Origin of the sequence: Proteus sp. G2618, from assembly GCF_009915995.1 — a bacterium.
GTDB lineage: Bacteria > Pseudomonadota > Gammaproteobacteria > Enterobacterales > Enterobacteriaceae > Proteus > Proteus terrae.
This window is the reverse complement of sequence record NZ_JAABNI010000007.1, coordinates 1-23,228: the sequence shown is the minus strand read 5'-3', so window position 1 is coordinate 23,228 and position 23,228 is coordinate 1. Positions and strand designations below refer to the sequence as shown.

The 23,228-nt window shown below is 40.6% G+C and carries 19 protein-coding genes, 1 rRNA gene and 1 riboswitch; of the genes, 10 read left to right on the top strand and 10 right to left on the bottom strand.

Annotated elements, in window-relative coordinates:
- Positions 1-39 precede the first annotated feature (39 nt).
- The 3 genes from rpoC (at position 40) to GWJ01_RS03450 (ending at position 6,953) form a co-directional block, all read left to right on the top strand.
- Positions 40-4,266 (top strand): DNA-directed RNA polymerase subunit beta', encoded by a 4,227-nt coding sequence (gene rpoC, locus GWJ01_RS03460; protein ID WP_109395544.1) that lies wholly within the window; start codon positions 40-42, stop codon positions 4,264-4,266.
- A gap of 79 nt (positions 4,267-4,345) precedes the next feature.
- Positions 4,346-5,701: a polysaccharide deacetylase family protein gene (locus GWJ01_RS03455; RefSeq protein ID WP_161710709.1), complete on the top strand. Its 1,356-nt coding sequence runs from the start codon at positions 4,346-4,348 to the stop codon at positions 5,699-5,701.
- Positions 5,702-5,891: 190 nt separating this feature from the next.
- Positions 5,892-6,953, top strand: coding sequence for an Rpn family recombination-promoting nuclease/putative transposase (locus GWJ01_RS03450; protein ID WP_161710708.1), 1,062 nt, complete (start codon positions 5,892-5,894; stop codon positions 6,951-6,953).
- Between the two features lie 187 nt (positions 6,954-7,140).
- Here GWJ01_RS03450 and thiH read toward each other — a convergent pair whose 3' ends face one another.
- The 8 genes from thiH to GWJ01_RS18910 all read right to left on the bottom strand — a co-directional run bounded on the left by thiH (position 7,141) and on the right by GWJ01_RS18910 (position 13,551).
- Complete coding sequence (thiH, locus tag GWJ01_RS03445) at positions 7,141-8,259, bottom strand: 2-iminoacetate synthase ThiH (protein WP_109402943.1); 1,119 nt, start codon at positions 8,257-8,259, stop codon at positions 7,141-7,143.
- Positions 8,259-9,038, bottom strand: coding sequence for a thiazole synthase (locus GWJ01_RS03440; RefSeq protein ID WP_109395540.1), 780 nt, complete (start codon positions 9,036-9,038; stop codon positions 8,259-8,261). Before GWJ01_RS03440 ends, thiH begins: the two co-directional genes overlap by 1 nt.
- A 1-nt stretch (position 9,039) precedes the next feature.
- On the bottom strand, positions 9,040-9,240 hold the full coding sequence (gene thiS / locus GWJ01_RS03435; RefSeq protein ID WP_109395539.1) for a sulfur carrier protein ThiS: 201 nt from the start codon (positions 9,238-9,240) through the stop codon (positions 9,040-9,042).
- Positions 9,237-9,986, bottom strand: coding sequence for a HesA/MoeB/ThiF family protein (locus GWJ01_RS03430; RefSeq protein ID WP_161710707.1), 750 nt, complete (start codon positions 9,984-9,986; stop codon positions 9,237-9,239). Before GWJ01_RS03430 ends, thiS begins: the two co-directional genes overlap by 4 nt.
- On the bottom strand, positions 9,980-10,627 hold the full coding sequence (gene thiE, locus GWJ01_RS03425; RefSeq protein WP_109395537.1) for a thiamine phosphate synthase: 648 nt from the start codon (positions 10,625-10,627) through the stop codon (positions 9,980-9,982). The genes GWJ01_RS03430 and thiE overlap by 7 nt, the downstream gene beginning before the upstream one ends.
- Positions 10,611-12,563, bottom strand: a complete 1,953-nt coding sequence (thiC, locus tag GWJ01_RS03420; RefSeq protein ID WP_109402941.1) for a phosphomethylpyrimidine synthase ThiC — start codon at positions 12,561-12,563, stop codon at positions 10,611-10,613. Before thiC ends, thiE begins: the two co-directional genes overlap by 17 nt.
- Before the next feature lie 141 nt (positions 12,564-12,704).
- Positions 12,705-12,827: riboswitch (TPP riboswitch) on the bottom strand.
- 218 nt (positions 12,828-13,045) lie between these two features.
- Entirely contained in the window at positions 13,046-13,246 is a 201-nt protein-coding gene (locus GWJ01_RS18765; RefSeq protein ID WP_234566563.1) for a haloacid dehalogenase-like hydrolase, read from the bottom strand.
- 170 nt (positions 13,247-13,416) lie between these two features.
- Entirely contained in the window at positions 13,417-13,551 is a 135-nt protein-coding gene (locus GWJ01_RS18910) for a hypothetical protein (protein ID WP_261247119.1), read from the bottom strand.
- A gap of 145 nt (positions 13,552-13,696) precedes the next feature.
- Here GWJ01_RS18910 and nudC point away from each other — a divergent pair, with 145 nt between their 5' ends.
- The 6 genes from nudC to GWJ01_RS03385 all read left to right on the top strand — a co-directional run bounded on the left by nudC (position 13,697) and on the right by GWJ01_RS03385 (position 18,141).
- The gene (nudC, locus tag GWJ01_RS03410) at positions 13,697-14,482 is read left to right on the top strand and encodes an NAD(+) diphosphatase (RefSeq protein ID WP_098944038.1); all 786 of its coding nucleotides are present in this window, start codon (positions 13,697-13,699) and stop codon (positions 14,480-14,482) included.
- Between the two features lie 89 nt (positions 14,483-14,571).
- On the top strand, positions 14,572-15,645 hold the full coding sequence (gene hemE / locus GWJ01_RS03405) for a uroporphyrinogen decarboxylase (RefSeq protein WP_109402940.1): 1,074 nt from the start codon (positions 14,572-14,574) through the stop codon (positions 15,643-15,645).
- The gene (nfi, locus tag GWJ01_RS03400) at positions 15,638-16,306 is read left to right on the top strand and encodes a deoxyribonuclease V (protein WP_109402939.1); all 669 of its coding nucleotides are present in this window, start codon (positions 15,638-15,640) and stop codon (positions 16,304-16,306) included. The genes hemE and nfi overlap by 8 nt, the downstream gene beginning before the upstream one ends.
- A gap of 74 nt (positions 16,307-16,380) precedes the next feature.
- On the top strand, positions 16,381-16,971 hold the full coding sequence (locus GWJ01_RS03395) for a YjaG family protein (RefSeq protein WP_075673760.1): 591 nt from the start codon (positions 16,381-16,383) through the stop codon (positions 16,969-16,971).
- A 190-nt stretch (positions 16,972-17,161) separates the two neighbouring features.
- Positions 17,162-17,434, top strand: coding sequence for an HU family DNA-binding protein (locus tag GWJ01_RS03390; protein WP_004246922.1), 273 nt, complete (start codon positions 17,162-17,164; stop codon positions 17,432-17,434).
- Positions 17,435-17,478: 44 nt separating this feature from the next.
- A complete protein-coding gene (locus tag GWJ01_RS03385) occupies positions 17,479-18,141 on the top strand; it encodes a DUF1481 domain-containing protein (protein WP_227003219.1) in 663 nt (220 codons plus the stop codon).
- Positions 18,142-18,165: 24 nt separating this feature from the next.
- Here GWJ01_RS03385 and purD read toward each other — a convergent pair whose 3' ends face one another.
- Complete coding sequence (gene purD / locus GWJ01_RS03380) at positions 18,166-19,455, bottom strand: phosphoribosylamine--glycine ligase (protein ID WP_109402938.1); 1,290 nt, start codon at positions 19,453-19,455, stop codon at positions 18,166-18,168.
- Positions 19,456-19,467: 12 nt separating this feature from the next.
- On the bottom strand, positions 19,468-21,057 hold the full coding sequence (gene purH, locus GWJ01_RS03375; RefSeq protein ID WP_109402937.1) for a bifunctional phosphoribosylaminoimidazolecarboxamide formyltransferase/IMP cyclohydrolase: 1,590 nt from the start codon (positions 21,055-21,057) through the stop codon (positions 19,468-19,470).
- Between the two features lie 613 nt (positions 21,058-21,670).
- On the opposite strand from purH, the gene GWJ01_RS03370 reads away from it, so the two are divergent.
- Positions 21,671-23,213: ribosomal RNA gene (locus tag GWJ01_RS03370) — 16S ribosomal RNA — on the top strand.
- Positions 23,214-23,228 lie beyond the last annotated feature (15 nt).

The window sequence follows — 23,228 nt, the reverse complement described above, 5'->3', positions numbered from 1 at the left end:
CATTTGCCTGGCAGGTCTAACTCCGACAGGAGCCATTTCGTGAAAGACTTATTAAAGTTTCTGAAAGCGCAAACCAAGACCGAAGAGTTTGATGCGATCAAAATTGCTCTGGCATCACCTGATATGATCCGTTCATGGTCATTTGGTGAAGTTAAAAAGCCAGAAACAATTAACTACCGTACGTTCAAACCAGAACGTGACGGTCTTTTCTGTGCCCGTATTTTCGGACCAGTAAAAGATTACGAATGTTTGTGTGGTAAATACAAACGTTTAAAACACCGTGGTGTTATCTGTGAGAAGTGTGGCGTTGAAGTTACACAAACTAAAGTTCGTCGTGAACGTATGGGTCACATCGAATTAGCTTCTCCAGTTGCTCACATTTGGTTCTTGAAATCACTGCCGTCCCGTATCGGTCTGCTGCTGGATATGCCACTGCGCGATATTGAACGTGTACTGTATTTTGAATCTTACGTTGTTGTTGAAGGCGGGATGACTAGCCTTGAGCGCGGACAAATCTTAACAGAAGAGCAATATCTTGATGCATTAGAAGAGTTTGGTGACGAATTCGATGCGAAGATGGGTGCAGAAGCTGTTCAGAACCTGCTACAGAGCATGGATCTGGAACAAGAGTGTGAAACGCTGCGTGAAGAGTTAAATGAAACTAACTCTGAAACTAAACGTAAGAAACTGACTAAACGTATCAAGTTACTTGAAGCATTCATGCAATCAGGCAATAAACCTGAATGGATGATCTTAACTGTACTGCCTGTGTTACCACCAGACTTACGTCCACTGGTTCCACTTGATGGCGGTCGTTTTGCGACTTCAGACCTGAACGATTTATATCGTCGTGTGATCAACCGTAACAACCGTTTAAAACGCCTGCTTGATTTAGCAGCACCAGACATTATCGTACGTAACGAAAAACGTATGTTACAAGAGTCTGTGGATGCGTTATTAGACAACGGTCGTCGTGGTCGTGCGATTACGGGTTCAAACAAACGTCCTCTGAAATCTTTGGCTGATATGATCAAAGGTAAACAAGGTCGTTTCCGTCAAAACCTGTTAGGTAAACGTGTTGACTATTCTGGTCGTTCTGTAATCACTGTTGGTCCATACCTGCGTCTGCATCAGTGTGGCCTGCCGAAGAAAATGGCTCTTGAGTTATTCAAACCATTTATTTACGGAAAACTGGAAACTCGTGGTTTAGCGACAACAATTAAAGCCGCTAAAAAAATGGTTGAGCGTGAAGAAGCGGTTGTTTGGGATATCTTAGATGAAGTTATCCGCGAACACCCAGTGATGCTAAACCGTGCACCAACACTTCACCGTTTAGGTATTCAGGCATTTGAACCAATCCTTATCGAAGGTAAAGCTATTCAGTTACACCCACTCGTTTGTGCGGCATATAACGCCGACTTCGATGGTGACCAAATGGCGGTTCACGTACCATTGACATTAGAAGCACAGTTAGAAGCTCGTGCACTGATGATGTCAACAAACAATATTCTGTCTCCAGCAAGTGGTGACCCAATCATCGTTCCTTCACAGGACGTTGTATTAGGTCTTTACTACATGACTCGTGACTGCATCAATGCCAAAGGTGAAGGCATGGTGTTAAGTGGCCCTAAAGAAGCTGAACGCGTTTATCGCGCAGGCTTAGCCTCTTTACACGCACGCGTTAAAGTACGTATCACTGAAGAGATCAAAGATGGCGAAGGTAACATCACCACTGAAACTAGCTTAAAAGACACAACTATCGGTCGAGCTATTTTATGGATGATCGTACCAAAAGGTCTACCTTACGCGCTGGTTAACCAACCATTAGGTAAGAAAGCAATTTCTAAAATGCTTAATACCTGTTATCGCGTATTAGGCTTGAAGCCAACAGTTATTTTTGCTGACCAAATCATGTATACCGGTTTTGCTTACGCAGCACGTTCAGGTGCTTCAGTAGGTATCGATGACATGGTTATCCCTGCTAAAAAAGCAGAGATCATTGCAGAAGCAGAAGCTGAAGTTGCAGAAATTCAGGAACAGTTCCAATCCGGTCTGGTAACAGCGGGCGAACGTTACAACAAAGTTATCGATATTTGGGCTGCGGCGAATGAGCGCGTAGCAAAAGCGATGATGGAAAACCTGTCTACTGAAACCGTTATTAACCGTAATGGTGAAGAAGAACAACAAGTATCTTTCAACAGCATCTTTATGATGGCTGACTCCGGTGCTCGTGGTTCTGCAGCTCAGATCCGTCAGTTAGCAGGTATGCGTGGTCTGATGGCTAAGCCAGATGGCTCAATCATCGAGACACCAATCACAGCGAACTTCCGTGAAGGTCTGAACGTACTCCAGTACTTCATCTCAACCCACGGTGCTCGTAAAGGTCTTGCGGATACCGCACTGAAAACAGCAAACTCCGGTTACTTGACTCGTCGTTTAGTTGACGTTGCACAAGACTTAGTCGTAACAGAAGACGACTGTGGTACAACCGAAGGTGTTATGATGACTCCGGTTATCGAAGGTGGTGATGTTAAAGAACCACTGCGTGAACGTGTATTAGGTCGGGTGGCTGCAGAAGATATTCTGAAACCAGGCACTGCAGATATTCTTGTTCCACGTAATACTCTGTTAAACGAAAAACTGTGTGATCTGTTAGAAGAAAACTCCGTTGACAGCGTGAAAGTACGTTCAGTTGTAACCTGTAATACAGACTTTGGTGTGTGTGCGAAATGTTATGGTCGTGACCTTGCTCGTGGTCATATCATCAACAAAGGTGAAGCTATCGGTGTTATCGCGGCACAGTCAATCGGTGAACCAGGTACACAGTTAACGATGCGTACGTTCCATATCGGTGGTGCGGCATCTCGTGCGGCAGCAGAATCTAGCATTCAAGTACGTAACAAAGGTACTTTGAAGCTGTTCAATGCGAAGTTCATTACTAATACTGCTGGTAAATTAGTTATCACTTCTCGTAACACTGAATTACGTTTAATTGACGAATTCGGTCGTACGAAAGAAAGCTATAAAGTACCTTACGGTGCTCAATTAGCGAAAGGTGATGGCGAAGCAGTTAATGGTGGCGAAACTGTTGCTAACTGGGATCCACATACAATGCCAGTTGTGAGTGAAGTATCTGGTATCATCCGTTTTGCTGACATGGTTGATGGTCAAACTATCACACGTCAAACAGATGAATTAACAGGTCTTTCTTCACTGGTTGTTCTGGATTCAGCAGAGCGTACAGGTAGCGGTAAAGATTTACGTCCAGCATTGCGCATCACTGATGCACAAGGTAATGACGTATTAATCCCGAATACTGATATGCCAGCACAGTACTTCCTGCCAGGTAAAGCAATTGTTCAGTTAGACGATGGCATTACAATTAACGCAGGTGACACTTTAGCGCGTATTCCACAAGAATCTGGCGGTACTAAAGATATCACCGGTGGTCTGCCACGCGTTGCTGACCTATTTGAAGCTCGTCGTCCGAAAGAGCCTGCAATCCTTGCTGAAATCAGCGGTATTGTTTCGTTCGGTAAAGAGACTAAAGGTAAACGTCGTCTAGTTATTTCTCCATTAGACGGTAGCGATGCATACGAAGAGATGATCCCTAAATGGCGTCAGCTTAACGTATTCGAGGGTGAGGTTGTGGAACGCGGTGATGTTATCTCCGATGGTCCAGAATCACCACACGACATTCTGCGCTTACGTGGTGTTCATGCGGTTACTCGCTATATCACTAACGAAGTACAGGAAGTTTACCGTTTACAAGGCGTTAAGATTAACGATAAACATATCGAAGTTATCGTTCGTCAGATGCTACGTAAAGTTACCATTGAGAACGCAGGAAGCTCTGAGTTCCTCGAAGGTGAACAGGTTGAATACGCCCGCGTTAAAGTATCAAACCGTGTTCTGGAAGATGATGGCAAAGTACCAGCAACGTATGCTCGTGACCTGTTAGGTATCACGAAAGCATCTCTGGCAACTGAATCCTTCATCTCTGCTGCATCGTTCCAAGAAACAACTCGTGTTCTGACGGAAGCTGCAGTAGCAGGTAAACGTGATGAGTTACGTGGCTTGAAAGAAAACGTTATTGTTGGTCGCTTGATCCCAGCTGGTACTGGATATGCGTATCACCAAGATCGTATGAAGCGTCGTCAATCACAACTGCCGACAGATGAAACTGAAACAACAATCAGTGCTGATGAAGCATCTGCTAACTTAGCTGAATTACTGAATGCTGGTTTCGGTGGATTAAAAGACTAAAATCTAATTTAAATTAGATTGAAATGCCCTCCATTGTGAGGGCATTTTTTGTTTCTGTTCTACATAAGTAGGCGAAATGATGAGAATAATAACTAATAGTTTGATTATTCTATGCTTTATTTTTACTGAATTTGTTTCCGCAGCACCTTATGAACGAGGTATTCCAACAGAAGCTCAATGGGATTTAAAAACGCCCATTACAACATTGATGCAACTGCGCCAACAAAAAACACTATATGCATTTGTGGGAGATAAATTACGACCTGTTGCAGAGCTTTGCCCTAACCAAGGTTTTTATGCATCAGTAGTGGAGGGCGATTACTACAGAATACAATTTGGAAATGCTCAAGGTTATCTTGAAGCAGGTTATTTAGAAGATGGCTATTTTGAAGATATTGCTTCTATTAAACCCGAAAAGAAAACACGTTTCTTATCAGATAGCACGAAGAAAATAGATTATCCTATCTACGAATATTTAATTACGACAAAAAATACCCCCATCTATAGTGATAAAGATATTGCTAGCTCACAAATAGCAATACTTTTATCCAACTTACGTTACCCTGTGTTATCACGCACAATAAAAGAAGACGCTGATGGAAATAAAATCAATTGGTTTGAAATTTCTTTAGGCGGCCGCTTAGGTTATATTTCATCAAGAAATGTAAAGCCTGATTTAGGGATACCCGTACTCACCTATCATCATATTCTCAAAGAAACGGAAAACCACAATTTTCGCCATACATCAACGACAACATCATTAACTGCATTTACAGAGCAGATGAATTATTTAAAAGATGCGGGATATGAAACACTTTCACTAAATCAAGTTGCAGGCTATTTAAATAAAAGTGTCAATTTACCGGGTCGAGCTGTTGCATTAACATTTGATGATGGTTTGCAGTCTGTTTATCGCTATGCTTATCCTCTTTTAAAAGAAAATGGCCAACGAGCAACATTATTTGTTATCTCTTCACGAATAAAATCTGAAACAGCTAAGTGGACACCTAATTCATTGCAATTTATGAGTTGGCAGTCACTTAAATCGAGTCGTGATGTTTTTGATATTCAATCACACTCCCATTTTTTACATCGTTTAGATAATAATAAAAAACCTATTATCTTTAGTCGCCAATCCCACACAATTATATTGGATTTGCAACGTTCACAACGTGTATTGCGGTTATTAAATCCACATCAATATGCCTTTGCATATCCTTTCGGTGGATATAATCAAAGAGCAATCAATGCCGTCAAAACGTCGGGTATGACATTGGCGGTGACGACTCAGCAAGGAAAAGTTCGTTTAGGTGATCCACCTTTCGCTCTAAAACGACTTTATGCTTTGAGCACAGATCCCATTGAGAAATTTGCGAGGATGGTGGGTAATGATGAATATGAAGTGGTTAATAAAAATATTGTTGTTGATAAATAATTAAAAAGAAAATTTATAATCTTAAAAAATACCTTTGATATTTATTGAAGGTATTTTTTATTTCTCTATTACTTATTCAGTTAAGATCAATAAATAACTTATATTTTTCAGATGATTATGATTATTTTTTAGTGATAAAAATTTATTTTTTTCTGTAAGCTAGCAATCCAAATTCAGCATGGAGCTAGTTATGAAAAAATCTATATCCATATCTTCTTATGATTCTGCATTTAAACGTTTTATGATGAATGTGAGTAATGCGAAAGACTTTTTCTTTGTCCATTTACCTGAGGACTTAAAAAGCCATTGTGATTTTTCAACGTTACAATTACAAAATTCTGCTTTTATCGATATTAACTTACGTTCTCGTATGTCTGATATTTTATATTTAGTGAAAACCAAAGAGGGTGATATCTCTATTTATTTACTGATAGAACATCAATCTAAGCCAGATAAAATGATAGCTTGGCGTATGATGAATTATGCGTTTTACACTATGAATCAACATTTACAGCAAGGTTATAAATCTTTACCTCTCGTTGTTCCCATTCTGTTTTATCATGGAGAGAAAAAACCTTATCCTTTTCCTGTTAATTGGATGTCATGCTTTCCGCTTAATTCACTTGCTAATAAACTTTATTCTAATAGTTTCTCTTTAATTGATTTGACCTCAATTGATGATGATATTTTACTGACACATAAAAAAGCGGCGGTAATGGAAATTGCGATGAAGCATGTTAATAGTTGTCATGATATTAATGAGATTGCAATACTTCTATCAAAAGCAATAAATCAGAAAAACTGCAGAGATGAAGACACGATTGCTGTTGTAGAATATTTATTCTCAATTATGGACGCATCAGACTTTGAGTTCATTTTAAATAAGATAGTTGAACAAGTAGATAACCACAAAGAGGTGATTATGAATATAGCTTGGAGATTAGAAAATAAAGGATTTAATTTAGGTGTAAGCGAAGGGTTTGAAATAGGCAAAAAGGAGGGGATCGAACTGGGCAAAAATGTAGGTATTGAATTAGGTAAGAATGTAGGTATTGAGATTGGAAAAGCTAAAGGCATTGAAATAGGAAAAGTTAAAGGCGTTGAGTTAGGCAAAACAGAAGGCATTGAAATCGGTAAAAAAATAGTACAAATGGAATTAGCTCAAAACTTATTAAAAGAGAATTTTGATCTTTTATTTATCGAAAAAATATCCGGTTTAACTATTCAAGAAATTGAAGAATTAACAGTATAATAATTAAACTATCTGTTTTATATAATGTTAAATTAAAAGTATTCTAATATATTGTTTATACTATTTTATTTTTTTTAATCATTTTAAATTTATTACATGTTACTTTTATTAAATCATTTAATAAAAACCGCCTTTATGATTTTTAATTAAATAAATTAAAGGCGGTTTTATATTATTTGAATTTTAATTAACGACCCAAATAATTATCCCAATCTTTCCATACTGGTTGTAATCCTCGCTCTTTTAATACGTTAATAACATCATTTACATGACGATTATCATTAGGCGAAAATTGCTCTAATTCTTCATGGCTATCAGAATATCCACCGGGCTGAGTTTTAGATCCTGCACTAATATTATTAATTGCTAACGGTACTGTGTTATCGCGAAAATATGGAGATTCACGCGTTGAAAGTGAAAGTTCAACATCAGGTGCTAAAATGCGAAAAGCACAGATCAACTGAACTAACTCCGCTTCACTCATTACTGAAGCAGGGCTAAGTCCACCAGCACAAGGACGTAAACGAGGAAAAGAGATAGAGTAACGACTTTTCCAATAGCGCTTTTGTAAGAACGAAAGATGTTCTGCCACCATATAACAATCGCTACGCCATTGACTTGAAAGACCAATCAATGCACCTAAACCAATTTTATCAATCCCTGCTTGCCCTAATCTATCAGGTGTTTGTAGTCGCCAATGAAAATCTTGTTTTTTACCTTTTAGATGATGAAGCTGATAAGTTGGTTCATGATAGGTTTCTTGATAAACCATGACACCATCAATACCCAGTGTTTTTAATTCTGCATACTCTTCTGTTGCAAGAGGTTGAACCTCCATCATTAATGAACTGAAATTCTCTCGAATAAGAGGGATATATTGGCGAAAATAATCCATACCCACTTTTCTTTGATGTTCTCCAGTTACTAATAACAGGCTATCAAAGCCTAATTGTCTGATGCTATTACATTCGGCAATGATCTCACTTTCATCTAATGTTTTGCGTTTAATGGCATTACTCATTGAAAAGCCACAATAAGTACAGTCATTTGCACATAAATTAGAAAGATAGAGTGGAACATATAATCCCACAATATTACCAAAACGTTGTCGAGTAAGTTTTTGAGCGCGTTGAGCCATAGGCTCTAAGTAATGCCGACCTGCAGGCGAAATTAACGCCATAAAATCATCAAGTGTAAGTGTATGGCGATTTAATGCGGCTTCAACATCCGTATTGGTTTTACTATTGAGTTTTAATGTAATGTCATCCCAGTCGAGTTGTTGCCAATAATCCGAAAATGTTTCCATTAGAACGCCCCTAAGTATTGGGTTAATGGGCTAGAGGCTTGTGCTTGCATATTCACAATTGAAGCGGGGATGGCAAGTCCTGATTGTCGAGCAAGCTCGCCTGCATCAAGCGCTACTTTAAATGCTTGTGCCATTAAAACAGGATTTTTAGCAACAGCAATTGCGGTATTCACTAAGACTGCATCTGCACCTAACTCTAAAGCTTCAAGTGCGTGGCTTGGTGCACCAATCCCTGCATCAACAACAACAGGTATTGAGGCTTGTTCAATAATAATCCGTAGAAAATCACGAGTCTGTAAACCTTGATTTGAACCAATAGGAGAACCTAAAGGCATTACGGCTGCACAACCAACTTCTTCTAAGCGACGACACAAAACAGGATCAGCACTACAATAAGGTAAAACAACAAAACCTTCTTTAACGAGGATTTCAGCGGCTTTAAGTGTTTCAATAGGGTCGGGTAATAAATATTTGGTATCAGGATGAATTTCTAATTTTACCCAATGAGTGCCAAAAGCTTCTTTGGCTAAACGAGCCGCAAAAACAGCTTCTTGTGCTGTTTTTGCACCGGATGTATTAGGTAGTAATTTTACCCCTAATGATTTAAGTGGTGCGATTAAATCATCATTACCATTTTTTAAATCCACTCGCTTCATTGCCATTGTAACTAATTGGCTACCCGAAGCCTTAATGGCTTCCGTCATTAACGTTGGTGTTGCAAATTTCCCTGTGCCTGTAAAAAGTCTCGATGTGAATGTTGTATCAGCAATTTTTAACATATCAGCCCCCTGCAATTGCTTGGAAGAGAAGAATAGTATCGCCATCATTAATAAAATGTGTTTCCCAGTTGTCACGGGGAACAATGGTTTCATTGATGGCAAGTGCAATACCAATTGGTGGTTGCTCTAGCTGAATAAGGAGCTGACAAATAGTGACAGGCATATCCAGAGAATATTGTTCGTCATTTACGGTAATGTTCATACTACCCCCCGACAAACAGGACATGTTTTTGATGGTGCTAAACGCAAAGTACTCCAATTTTGTTTTCTACCATCGAAAAGGCGAAGTTTTCCACTTAGAGTACAAGGTAAGCCAGAGAGCAATTTAATTGCCTCAAGTGCCTGAAGTGTACCAATCACACCCACAACAGGACCTAAAATTCCGGCTGTTCTACAATTGCGTTGTGGTTCGGTTTGATCTGGATAGAGGCAGTGATAGCAGCCATGCGTAAAAGGAGGTTCAAACACCATAAGTTGGCCACTAAACCCTACGGCACTGCCACTGATAAGCGGAGTTTGCTGCGCAACACAAGCACGATTAATCGCTTGGCGTGTGAGCATGTTATCTGTGCAATCTAAGACTAAATCAGCCTCTTTAACTAATTTAGATAATGAGTCATCATCAATACGTTGTTTATAAGAGGTAATTTTTATCTCTGGATTTAATGCGAGCAGAGACTGCCTTGCAACCTCTGATTTTGCATTAGGAATATCTTGAGTTCGATAAAGAATTTGACGTTGTAGATTAGAAACATGCAACTCATCATCATCAACTAAAATAAGCTCCCCAATACCTGCACCAGCAAGATAAAGTGATGCAGGAGAGCCTAATCCACCAAGTCCAACAATCAGTACTCTTGCTTGTTGAAGTTTATTTTGACCCTCTAAGCCAATATCTTCTAACATCACTTGTCGGCTATAACGCATAAAATCATTATCATTTAGCATGATGGTTTTCCCTCCACTAATTCTAATAATTTACGTGTTACTTGTTGCCAATCTGGCGCTTTTGTTATTGCACTGACTAAGGCAACACTACCGACACCAGTTGCAACAACATCAGGTACTCTCTCTAGCGAGATCCCACCAATAGCAACAGTTGGAAAATTAGGTGTCTGCTCTACTTGATGTTTCAGCGCATCCAAACCTTGGGGTTTGGATGGCATATCTTTAGTTGTCGTTGGAAAGATATGTCCTAATGCGATGTAAGATGGACGCAATGCTTTCGCTCTTTGTAATTCCGTTTCATCATGAGTAGAAATACCAAGGCGTAACCCTGCTTTTTTTATGGCATCAAGATCCGCAATATCGAGATCTTCTTGGCCAAGATGAACACCGTAGGCGTGATGTTTAATAGCCAGTTGCCAATAGTCATTAATAAACAGTCTTGCGTGATACTGTTTACCTAGTTTTATTGCTTCAACGATCTCTTGTTCAACATCGTTTGGTTGTTTATCTTTTATGCGTAATTGCAGGGTGGTAACGCCTGTTTTTAACAGGCGTTCGATCCATTCAACAGAATCAACAACAGGGTAAAGCCCAAGTTTTTTTTCTGTTGATGCAAAGGGGGGGTTAGAGGATCTGTTCATTTTCAGTCACCTCAACACTGGCGATTTCTGCACTGTGGTATAACTCACTTCCATGCTCTTTAAAAGCTTGAGACATTTGCTCCATGCCAGCCGCATAATCGCGTACTTCTTGTGTTATTTTCATTGAGCAGAATTTAGGGCCACACATTGAGCAGAAATGAGCGACTTTTCCTGATGCTTGGGGCAAGGTTTCATCGTGATATTGGCGTGCGGTTTCAGGATCAAGAGCTAAATTAAATTGATCTTCCCATCTAAACTCAAAGCGAGCTTTTGACATTGCATTATCACGAATTTGAGCTCCTGGATGTCCTTTGGCTAAGTCGGCGGCATGAGCAGCAATTTTATAAGTAATAAGCCCTTGTTTTACATCTTCTTTGTTAGGTAAACCTAGATGCTCTTTAGGGGTAACATAACAGAGCATTGCACAACCAAACCAGCCAATCATTGCTGCACCAATACCTGATGTGAAGTGATCGTAACCTGGTGCAATGTCTGTAGTAAGAGGACCTAATGTATAAAATGGTGCTTCATGACAATGCTCTAATTCTTCTGTCATATTGCGACGGATCATCTGCATTGGAACATGACCAGGGCCTTCTATCATGACTTGAACGTCATATTCCCATGCAATTTTTGTCAGTTCACCTAAGGTATGTAATTCAGAAAATTGTGCTTCATCATTTGCATCTTGAATTGAACCCGGTCTCAATCCATCGCCTAGAGAAAGGGAAACATCATAAGCTGTGCAAATTTCACAGATTTCACGGAAATGTTCGTAGAGGAAATTTTCTTTATGATGTGATAAACACCATTTAGCCATTATCGAACCGCCACGAGACACAATACCCGTTAGGCGTTTTGCCGTCATTGGTACATAACGTAACAATACGCCTGCATGAATAGTAAAGTAATCAACGCCTTGCTCGGCTTGTTCAAGCAAGGTATCTCGGAACATTTCCCAAGTGAGATCTTCAGCAATACCGTTAACTTTCTCAAGCGCTTGATAAATTGGAACTGTACCGATAGGAACGGGGCTGTTACGAATGATCCACTCACGCGTTTCATGAATATAACGGCCTGTTGAGAGATCCATTACGGTATCTGCTCCCCAGCGTGTAGACCAAATCAGTTTTTCAACTTCTTCTTCAATGGAGGAGGTTACAGAAGAGTTTCCGATATTGGCATTCACTTTCACTAAGAAATTACGCCCAATAATCATCGGTTCTGATTCAGGGTGATTGATATTGGCAGGAATGATAGCTCGGCCTGCAGCAACTTCTTGGCGTACAAATTCAGGGGTAATATTGTCAGGAAGATGTGCACCAAAGCTGAATCCTGCATGCTGTTGACGTAAAACTTCGCTACGAATTCTCTCTCGGCCCATATTCTCACGAATAGCGATAAACTCCATTTCAGGTGTAATAATACCTTGGCGAGCATAATGCAATTGCGTCACACTCTTTCCATTTAACGCTTTTTTAGGGCTTGGCTTTAAAGGAAAACGCAGATGTTCTAATCCAGCGTCGGCAAGGCGCTGTTGGGTGAAATCCGAACTTAAAAGAGAAAGTGCTTCAGTATCATTGCGCTCATCAATCCATGGTTGGCGTATTTTTTTTAATCCAAGATTAACGTCAAGTTGAGAATCAGGATCGCCATAAGGGCCTGATGTGTCATACACAGGTACAGGTTCATTATCTTCAAAAATAGGGGAATCTTTTGATCCTCCTACTAGTGTTTTATCAAGTTGGATCTCACGCATTGGTACTTGAATATCAGTACGTGATCCTTCGAGGTAAATACGGTTTGAATTTGGGAAACTGACACCTTGAATAGTGCTGATAAACTCTTGAGCTGCATCACGCTGCTCTTTTCGTGGGCGATGTTTGTTGCTTGTTGCTGAAATATCTTTAACGGATATAGTTTGATTTTGGGACATAGCATTTCCTAATAAATATCATGCAGGCTAATTGCCTGTCGGGTGAATATTGAGAAAAATGCTTGTCTGGAGGTCGCAGGGAGTATCGACAGATAGGTGTATATAAGTGTGTAAAAAATATACGCAATGAAGCTATCAAAAGGTCGAATCACTCTTGTTCCCTTCGCGGGTATTAACCCGATCAGGTTCCGCGGATCCCGAATTAACGGTCTCAGCCTGTGTTTATAATAGCCTTATAAACACTAGGCACTCCGACAAGAAGACGTCCAGTATATGAAAGATTTTAAAAACTACAAGTCCGACATGGGTTATTTATTTAAATCCCAATGTTGTTGTTCCCACGCTTTTTCATCTGAAACTAGAGTTAATTTTTTATCTGCATTAACCGCGATAACATGGCCTGCTTGGTAACATAATGGGAGATCATTAGATGAATCAGTATAGAAATAAATATAAACATTATTAATGTTATTGGCTCCTTTCTATTGATTTAAATGCTCAACTTTTCCTTCTCTAAATGTAGGAATCCCTTCAATAAATCCAGTGTAATGATTGTCCTTAATTTGCATATCAATACCCATTGAAACGTCCGCATTGAGTTGCTTTGCAATAGCATGAACTAGAAAGGACACTGTTGCTAAAATAATTATAACGGGAATGTTTTGCTGTCGATATTGTGTAATTATTGATATTCCTTGTGGGTAAGGTAGAGGCTGAATTCTTATTTCAGTGAAGTCATTAACCCAATGATTTATCTAATCTATATTATAATTTTTAAAATATGTTAGATGTTGAAAAAGATATTGGTTTATATCTGGTTTTTCAGCGTAATAGTCTGCGAACATTTGTTCATCTAGTTTAAAAAATGAGGATCTGTAACTATATTTTTATCCCACAAATAGTTTGTCCATAAGCGACTAGAATCTCCTGCTAAAAGTGTTTCATCTAGATCAAAAATAGCAATTTTGTTTTTTGCTTTATCTGTCATTATAACGCTTCTTATTATTAATGAAATTTATATTTATATTTAAGGATTTTAATGAATTATAGAAGATAGTCATAATTCATTGAGTGGTTCTTGCTAAAAAGAGTATCCTCTACTCTATATCATTATTTTGGATAGAATGGTCGTTATGCATTTATATACATTATCAGGGTCAGAAAAGGGCTGGTGGACAGTCAGTCTTGGTGGCCGAGTATGGTTACCTAAAGGCGAACTTCCGTTTGGCTTAGCTAAAGATTGGGATCTCATTGGTCAGCACGCCAAAATTGTTGGTGAATGGCAAGGTGAAACTGTTTGGCTTATTCATGGAAAAATGGATAACGACATGTGTTCACCAAGGCTTATTGCTTCACAAGATGAAAACTTATTTAAGTTAGTTGGTCGTGGCGTTCAACTGGCTGAGTTTTATCGTTCTCACCGTTTTTGTGGTTACTGTGGTTCTAAAATGCGCCATAGCGAGAGTGAATGGGCATGTTTATGCGATAACTGCCATGAACGCTATTATCCGCAAATTGCCCCTTGTATTATTGTGGGGATTCGTCATGAAGATAAAATCTTATTAGCACATCATGTTAGGCATAAACATTCACCTCTTTATACTGTACTTGCTGGTTTTGTTGAGGTGGGTGAAACCTTAGAAGAAGCCGTAGCCCGTGAAGTGTTTGAAGAGAGTAATATTCGTATTCGTAATATTCGCTATGTATCCTCTCAGCCTTGGCCATTCCCTCACTCCTTAATGATGGGCTTTTTAGCTGACTATGATGGTGGTGAACTACGCCACGATCCTTCTGAATTAACGAGTGCAGCTTGGTATCGTTACGATCAATTACCGCAGATCCCACCGCCAGATACTATTGCTCGACGCTTGATAGAAGATACGATAGCCAATATTAGACAAGATAAAGAAAAGAACTAAATAAAGGCGCTGTCTGCCAACAGTTATTTTTCCAGCATGTTACAATGCCTGCTATTTTTGCGGCCCTATTACTGTTAATGGAGTTAGTCATGAGTGAGTTGAAAAACGACCGCTATTTACGTGCGCTGTTGCGCCAATCTGTTGATGTCACCCCAGTTTGGATGATGCGTCAGGCAGGCAGATATCTTCCTGAATATAAGGAAACACGGGCACAGGCGGGGGATTTCATCTCATTGTGCAAGAACACCGAATTGGCTTGTGAAGTGACATTACAGCCTTTAAGACGCTTTCCTTTAGATGCTGCTATTTTATTTTCTGATATTTTAACTATTCCAGATGCAATGGGATTGGGTCTTTACTTTGAAACAGGTGAAGGCCCTCGTTTTAAATCACCAATAAATAGTCTTGATGATATTAAAAAGCTACCTATTCCTGATCCTGAAGATGAACTGGGATATGTGATGAATGCAGTACGTGCCATTCGTCATGCATTGCAAGGTAGTGTGCCATTAATTGGTTTTTCGGGAAGCCCTTGGACGCTGGCAACCTATATGGTTGAAGGTGGAAGTAGTAAGGCCTTCACAAAAATTAAAAAAATGATGTATTCAGAGCCTCAAGCACTACATCTATTACTGGATAAACTCGCAGATAGCGTTATCCTTTATTTGAATGCTCAAATTAAAGCGGGTGCACAATCCATTATGATCTTTGATACATGGGGTGGTGTGCTAACAGGGCGTGATTACCAACTTTTCTCATTACACTACATGCATAAGATTGTTGATGGTCTTATTCGCGAATACGATGGAAGAAAAGTTCCTGTAACCTTATTTACTAAAGGTGGCGGTCGTTGGTTAGAAGCAATGGCAGCAACAGGTTGTGATGCATTAGGGCTAGATTGGACGATTGATATTGAAGATGCACGTCGTCGAGTAGGGGATAAAGTTGCGTTACAAGGCAACATGGATCCTTCTATGCTGTATGCACCGCCTGCCCGAATAGAGCAAGAAGTCGAAACTATTCTTGCTGGGTTTGGTAAAGGTAACGGTCATGTCTTTAATCTTGGGCACGGTATTCATCAAGATGTTCCACCAGAACATGCTGGTGCATTTATTGATGCGGTTCACCGTTTATCGAAGCCTTATCATCAGGATAATGATTAATACCCAGCAATTGCGTCAGGAGCAGACAGAAAAAGCTCAACAGATTATTTTAACGGACCAATTTACAGCACCAACTTACATAGCAGGTGCTGATGTTGGTTTTGAAGAAGGTGGCGCAGTTACTCGCGCCGCCATTGTGATAATGCATTACCCTTCTTTTGAAATTCTTGAATATCAAATTGCGCGAATACCTACAACCCTCCCTTATATTCCTGGTTTACTTTCGTTTAGAGAGTGCCCTGCATTACTGACTGCTTGGCAACTAATCAAACAAAAGCCTTCACTTATTTTTGTCGATGGACAAGGTATTGCTCATCCTAGAAGGCTTGGTGTCGCAAGTCATTTTGGTTTATTAGTGGATACGCCTACTATTGGCGTGGCAAAAAGTCGTTTATGTGGCATTGATAAAGACGTCAATGAAGAGATGGGAAGTCATGAGCCGTTAATGGATAAAAATGAGCAAATAGGGTGGATTTATCGCAGTAAGAAAAAATGTAAACCCCTGTATATTTCTCCGGGTCATAAAGTGAGTATGAATGGCGCTTTGCAGTGGGTTGAGTTGTGTATGAAAGGATATCGATTGCCAGAACCTACACGTTGGGCTGATGGTATTGCTTCAAATAGGCGATTATTTGAGCAGTTGAATAAGAATAAGCTCTAAATGACCGGGAAATATGTGGATATTTTTAATTTTCAGGTAAACTGCGCCTAAGTTAAGAAAATGAGTAATCACGAATGTTGAAGAACCCAATCCATTTACGTTTAGAAAAGCTGGAAGCTTGGCAACATCTGACGTTTATGGCGTGCCTGTGTGAGAGAATGTACCCAAATTATCAGGTATTTTGTCGTGAAACAGGATTTACCGATCCAATGCTTTATCGCCGTATTCTCGATCTGGTTTGGGAAACTTTAACGGTGAAAGATGCAAAGGTTAATTTTGATTCTCAATTAGAGAAATTAGAAGAAGCTATTCCTGATGCATCTCAGTTCGAGATTTATGGTGTCTATCCTGCGATTGACGCTTGTGTTGCACTTAGTGAAATTGTTCACTCTCGTTTAAGCGGTGAATCATTAAGTCACGCTATTGAAGTGAGCAAATTATCAGTAGGGACAGTTGCTTCACTTGAAATGACACAAGCAGAAAGAGAAATGAGCGAAGAAGAGCTTAGATCTCTACCTGCTGTTATTGAAGAGTTCGATATCCAATGGGAAATTTACCGTCTACTTGTAGAATGTGAAGAAAGAGATATCGAACTGATCAAGGGTCTACGTGCAGACCTTCGTGAAGCTGGAATGAGCAATATCGGTATAGAATTAACGCACTAAATCAGAAAAACGTGATTTAGTGCTTGAAAAGCGACGTTTAAAGACTTCACATCACCCCTGTGTATGTTCTACATTGGGTACGAAAAGAAGTGGCTCAGGTGTTTTACTTAATTTATCCTCTTAAAAAGATAAGTTAAGTTTTTTCACCAGATGTTTTTCAAACGATAAAACATACTTTAAGGACTATTTTATGAACAAAGCTGAATTAACCGAATCAGTTGCTGAAAAAGCGGATCTGACAAAAACTCAAGCAAAAGCTGCTATTGAAGCGTTTATCGATTCAGTAACAGGTGCTCTGAAAGAAGGCGATTCTGTACAGTTAGTTGGTTTCGGTACATTCAAAGTGAATCACCGTGCAGAGCGTACTGGTCGTAACCCTCAAACTGGTAAAGAAATTAAAATTGCAGCAGCTAACGTTCCTGCATTTACTGCCGGTAAAGCACTGAAAGACGCAGTAAAATAATTCCTTTGAACGGAATGAACAATAGAGGGGGATTTACTCCCCTTTTGTTGAAACGACAGGGGCTGTTAGCAATAGGGTCTGCTTTTTTGCTCAGCGCCTGCTCCTCTACTGTGCAACTACCTGAATTTTCTGCAACAGGTTATATTGCAGATGAAGGTGTTGTCCGGCTATGGCGTTTAAATAATAAAGTGTCAGAGCCTCAAGTGATCATGAGTGTTTATAGCTTTTATAAAAAGCCAGAAACTGTCATCACATTCTATGAGTATCGTCAAAATAAGCTTTGGCAAGTCCGCTCTGAAGTTATCAATCCAAATGATCCCTCCTCTTGGCATCTTCGTTTAAATAAACGAGGTGAAGTTATTTTCATGCAACAAGAAAGCCAGAAGCAAAAACGAGCATTGACAGAAGATGAGCGTTTAAGAATGGTATTTGCTGCAAGTAAAGTGCGTGAAATTAGTGAAGCGCTTACTATTGGGAAAGTAAATTTAGTACAGGGTATTTGGTATCAAAATACGATGACAACATGTGCTGGTGAGAAGGTGAGTGTTTCATTTGAAGGTCCAGAACAACGTTGGTTAAAAACAAGAACACGTAATTCAAGTAAGCCTTCTTATGTTGCTTGGCTTGATTCACCAGAAGGTAAGCAACTACTTATGGTTGCAGAACACGATTTTTGTAAATGGGAACCAACAAAAGAGAGCTTGTGATCACTCCCTTTTGCTGTTGTTAATTTATTTCTTTAAGCGCGCAATCGCTCGATAGCCGATATCATGGCGATAAAAACTACCATTCCAATGAATATCTTTCGCTAAGGCATAAGCATTTTGTTGAGCCTGCTCGATATCATCACCTAATGCGGTCGCACATAATACTCGCCCGCCAGCAGTGATAACGTCGCCTTTGTCATTGAGTGTTGTTCCTGCTTGAAATACTTTTGCCGTTGTTGATGATGTTGGTTTTAAGCCTTTGATAACATCACCTTGACGATAATCTTCAGGGTAGCCGCCAGCTGCAATCACAATCCCTAAAGCTGGACGAGGATCCCAAAGGGAATCTTTATCTTTTAAGTTACCTTTTGCTCCAGCTAAACACAGCTCAACTAAATCAGATTGCATACGCATCATAATAGGTTGAGTTTCTGGATCACCAAAACGACAGTTAAACTCAATAACCTTAGCAATGCCTTGTTTATCAATCATCAGTCCTGCATAAAGGAAACCTTGGTAACGATAGCCTTCAGAAGCCATTCCTTTTACTGTCGGATAAATGATTTTTTCCATTACTTGCTGGTGGATTTCTGGTGTAACTACAGGTGCTGGTGAATATGCTCCCATTCCCCCTGTATTAGGTCCAGTATCTCCATCACCAACACGCTTATGATCTTGGCTTGTTGCCATTGGAATAACGTGTTCACCATCAACCATCACAATAAAGCTAGCTTCTTCGCCATCAAGAAATTCTTCGATAACAATACGATGACCTGCATCACCAAAAACATTGCCAGCCAGCATATCTTTAATTGCGGCTTCAGCCTCAGCTTGTGTCATAGCAACAATAACGCCTTTACCTGCGGCTAAACCATCTGCTTTGATAACAATCGGCGCGCCTACTTTATTAAGGTACTCAAGTGCAGGTGCTATTTCTGTGAAATTTTGATAATCCGCAGTTGGAATTTTATGACGAGCTAAAAAATCTTTTGTGAAGGCTTTAGAGCCTTCTAACTGCGCGGCTCCTTTTGTTGGGCCAAAGATGGTCAATCCCGCTTCTTTAAATGCATCTACAACACCAATAACCAGTGGTGCTTCAGGGCCCACGATAGTCAAATCAATTTTATTTTCGAGAGCAAATGCGACTAATGCAGGAATATCTGTTGCACTGATAGCGACATTCTCAACACCACTTTCTAATGCAGTGCCTGCATTACCTGGCGCAACAAAAACCTGCGTTGCAAGCGACGACTGAACCGCTTTCCAGGCTAAAGCATGTTCACGACCGCCATTACCAATAATCAAAATCTTCATACCAATACCTTATTAATGACGGAAGTGACGCATATTGGTGAAAATCATTGCGATGTTATGCTCATTTGCAGCTGCGATCACTTCATCGTCACGAATTGAGCCGCCAGGTTGAATAACACAAGTCACGCCGGCAAGTGCTGCTGCATCAATACCATCTCTAAATGGGAAGAATGCGTCTGATGCCATTGCACAGCCTGCAACTTCTAAACCTTCATCAGCAGCTTTAATACCTGCAATTTTTGCAGAGTACACACGGCTCATTTGTCCTGCACCAATACCGATTGTCATATCGTTTTTAGCGTAAACAATGGCATTTGATTTTACGAATTTGGCGACTTTCCAGCAGAAGAGAGCATCTTTAAGTTCACGCTCACTAGGTTGACGTTGGGTGACCACTCTTAAGTTTTCTTCTTTTACCATGCCTAAGTCACGATCTTGAACTAACAGCCCACCATTAACACGTTTGAAATCTAATGCTGGTTTGGCTTCTTGCCATTGACCACAAGCTAATACACGAACATTTGGTTTAGTTTCTAAAATTGGTAATGCATCTCCATTAATAGAAGGGGCAATGATTACTTCAACAAACTGACGTTCGATGATTGCACTTGCTGTTTTTGCATCTAATGGCCGATTGAATGCGATAATGCCACCAAATGCAGAAGTTGGATCAGTTTTAAATGCATTGTCATATGCTTGTGCGAGCGTGTTCGCAATTGCAACACCGCAAGGGTTTGCATGTTTCACAATAACACATGCAGGCTCGGAAAATGATTTCACACATTCTAATGCTGCATCAGTATCAGCAATATTATTATAAGAAAGTGCTTTGCCTTGTAATTGGTTTGCAGTGGCAATAGATGCTTCTTCTATATTCTCTTCTATATAGAAAGCTGCTTGCTGGTGAGCATTCTCACCATAACGCATATCTTGTTTCTTTATATAGTTCAGATTTAAGGTACGAGGGAAAGTACCTGATGGTTGTGAAGTATCACCATAATAAGGTGCAACCTTCTTGCCGAAGTAGTTAGCAATCATTCCGTCATAAGCAGCTGTGTGTTCAAAGGCTTTAATCGCCAAATCAAAGCGTGTATCTAAAGTAAGGCTATTTTCGTGATTATCCATTTCTTCAATCACTCTTTCATAGTCATTACTATTTACTACAATCGTAACGTCTTTATGATTTTTTGCCGCGGAGCGAACCATTGTTGGTCCACCAATATCGATATTCTCCACAGCATCTGTTAATGAGCAATCTGGACGAGCGACTGTTTTAGCAAAAGGATAAAGATTTACGACGACCATATCGATAGGACGAATTTCATGTTCTTCCATAATTGCATCATCTTGTCCACGACGACCTAGGATCCCACCATGTACTTTAGGATGCAGTGTTTTCACTCTGCCATCCATCATTTCTGGAAAGCCTGTGTAGTCGGAGACTTCAATAACCGGTAAGCCAGCTTCTGCTAATAGACGTGCGGTTCCACCTGTAGATAAGAGTTCTATTTTTCTTTCAACAAGTGCTTTAGCAAATTCTAAAATACCTGCTTTATCAGACACACTTAAAAGTGCACGGCGGATAGGACGAAGATGTTGCATGAGTTTTATCCCTTGGGGTTGGTATAACGGTAGTAATGGTGAAGTTAAATCACATTAATACAGTGAAATTGTGTTTGCTTAACTAACATTTCAGAAGATGGACACAAAATCAATCTTACTTAATCGACCGCTATAATAACGCAAACGTTTGCGTTTGACATGCTAATTTTATATAAAAAGGTGCTCTGTGGATAAGGTTGTTGATAAATGCGTATAAGTGGGGGTTTTGCTGTGGAATTAAGCAAACGATTTTTTTTCTTAAAAAAACTATTGCCAGCCTCAGAAAACTCCCTATAATGCGTCCTCGTTGTCACGGCGAACCACGCTAAGTGAGTTAGCTGAGAGAACAGAGAGAAAAGAAAAAAGTTTGAAAAAACTCTTGACTCTTCAGAGGAATAACGTAATATACGCCTCCTCGCAACAACGCAGAAGACCGGAAACGGCAGCGAATGTTGCACTGCTCTTTAACAAATTATCAGACAATCTGTGTGGGCACTCGCAGAGACGATATCTTCTAAAATATTAGATGTATCAAGTCTTGAAGAGTGAACAACAAAAGTAAATTCATTTATGAATAGCTAAGTTTTCGATTTCTTTGAGCATCAAACACTTTTAATTGAAGAGTTTGATCATGGCTCAGATTGAACGCTGGCGGCAGGCCTAACACATGCAAGTCGAGCGGTAACAGGAGAAAGCTTGCTTTCTTGCTGACGAGCGGCGGACGGGTGAGTAATGTATGGGGATCTGCCCGATAGAGGGGGATAACTACTGGAAACGGTGGCTAATACCGCATGACGTCTACGGACCAAAGCAGGGGCTCTTCGGACCTTGCGCTATCGGATGAACCCATATGGGATTAGCTAGTAGGTGGGGTAATGGCTCACCTAGGCGACGATCTCTAGCTGGTCTGAGAGGATGATCAGCCACACTGGGACTGAGACACGGCCCAGACTCCTACGGGAGGCAGCAGTGGGGAATATTGCACAATGGGCGCAAGCCTGATGCAGCCATGCCGCGTGTATGAAGAAGGCCTTAGGGTTGTAAAGTACTTTCAGCGGGGAGGAAGGTGTTAAGATTAATACTCTTAGCAATTGACGTTACCCGCAGAAGAAGCACCGGCTAACTCCGTGCCAGCAGCCGCGGTAATACGGAGGGTGCAAGCGTTAATCGGAATTACTGGGCGTAAAGCGCACGCAGGCGGTCAATTAAGTCAGATGTGAAAGCCCCGAGCTTAACTTGGGAATTGCATCTGAAACTGGTTGGCTAGAGTCTTGTAGAGGGGGGTAGAATTCCACGTGTAGCGGTGAAATGCGTAGAGATGTGGAGGAATACCGGTGGCGAAGGCGGCCCCCTGGACAAAGACTGACGCTCAGGTGCGAAAGCGTGGGGAGCAAACAGGATTAGATACCCTGGTAGTCCACGCTGTAAACGATGTCGATTTAGAGGTTGTGGTCTTGAACCGTGGCTTCTGGAGCTAACGCGTTAAATCGACCGCCTGGGGAGTACGGCCGCAAGGTTAAAACTCAAATGAATTGACGGGGGCCCGCACAAGCGGTGGAGCATGTGGTTTAATTCGATGCAACGCGAAGAACCTTACCTACTCTTGACATCCAGAGAATCCTTTAGAGATAGAGGAGTGCCTTCGGGAACTCTGAGACAGGTGCTGCATGGCTGTCGTCAGCTCGTGTTGTGAAATGTTGGGTTAAGTCCCGCAACGAGCGCAACCCTTATCCTTTGTTGCCAGCGCATAATGGCGGGAACTCAAAGGAGACTGCCGGTGATAAACCGGAGGAAGGTGGGGATGACGTCAAGTCATCATGGCCCTTACGAGTAGGGCTACACACGTGCTACAATGGCAGATACAAAGAGAAGCGACCTCGCGAGAGCAAGCGGAACTCATAAAGTCTGTCGTAGTCCGGATTGGAGTCTGCAACTCGACTCCATGAAGTCGGAATCGCTAGTAATCGTAGATCAGAATGCTACGGTGAATACGTTCCCGGGCCTTGTACACACCGCCCGTCACACCATGGGAGTGGGTTGCAAAAGAAGTAGGTAGCTTAACCTTCGGGAGGGCGCTTACCACTTTGTGATTCATGACTGGGGTGAAGTCGTAACAAGGTAACCGTAGGGGAACCTGCGGTTGGATCACCTCCTTACCTAAGAGATACGTG

Bases quoted from the DNA above. Each gene is read 5' to 3' on its own strand.
- GWJ01_RS03450 (WP_161710708.1), top strand. From the start codon at position 5,892: ATGAAAAAATCTATATCCATATCTTCTTATGATTCTGCATTTAAACGT.
- thiC (WP_109402941.1), bottom strand. From the start codon at position 12,563: ATGTCCCAAAATCAAACTATATCCGTTAAAGATATTTCAGCAACAAGC.
- GWJ01_RS03455 (WP_161710709.1), top strand. From the start codon at position 4,346: ATGAGAATAATAACTAATAGTTTGATTATTCTATGCTTTATTTTTACT.
- nudC (WP_098944038.1), top strand. From the start codon at position 13,697: ATGCATTTATATACATTATCAGGGTCAGAAAAGGGCTGGTGGACAGTC.
- nfi (WP_109402939.1), top strand. From the start codon at position 15,638: ATGATTAATACCCAGCAATTGCGTCAGGAGCAGACAGAAAAAGCTCAA.
- GWJ01_RS18910 (WP_261247119.1), bottom strand. From the start codon at position 13,551: ATGACAGATAAAGCAAAAAACAAAATTGCTATTTTTGATCTAGATGAA.
- hemE (WP_109402940.1), top strand. From the start codon at position 14,572: ATGAGTGAGTTGAAAAACGACCGCTATTTACGTGCGCTGTTGCGCCAA.
- thiS (WP_109395539.1), bottom strand. From the start codon at position 9,240: ATGAACATTACCGTAAATGACGAACAATATTCTCTGGATATGCCTGTC.
- GWJ01_RS03390 (WP_004246922.1), top strand. From the start codon at position 17,162: ATGAACAAAGCTGAATTAACCGAATCAGTTGCTGAAAAAGCGGATCTG.
- GWJ01_RS03440 (WP_109395540.1), bottom strand. From the start codon at position 9,038: ATGTTAAAAATTGCTGATACAACATTCACATCGAGACTTTTTACAGGC.
- thiH (WP_109402943.1), bottom strand. From the start codon at position 8,259: ATGGAAACATTTTCGGATTATTGGCAACAACTCGACTGGGATGACATT.
- purH (WP_109402937.1), bottom strand. From the start codon at position 21,057: ATGCAACATCTTCGTCCTATCCGCCGTGCACTTTTAAGTGTGTCTGAT.
- purD (WP_109402938.1), bottom strand. From the start codon at position 19,455: ATGAAGATTTTGATTATTGGTAATGGCGGTCGTGAACATGCTTTAGCC.
- GWJ01_RS03395 (WP_075673760.1), top strand. From the start codon at position 16,381: ATGTTGAAGAACCCAATCCATTTACGTTTAGAAAAGCTGGAAGCTTGG.
- GWJ01_RS03430 (WP_161710707.1), bottom strand. From the start codon at position 9,986: ATGCTAAATGATAATGATTTTATGCGTTATAGCCGACAAGTGATGTTA.
- thiE (WP_109395537.1), bottom strand. From the start codon at position 10,627: ATGAACAGATCCTCTAACCCCCCCTTTGCATCAACAGAAAAAAAACTT.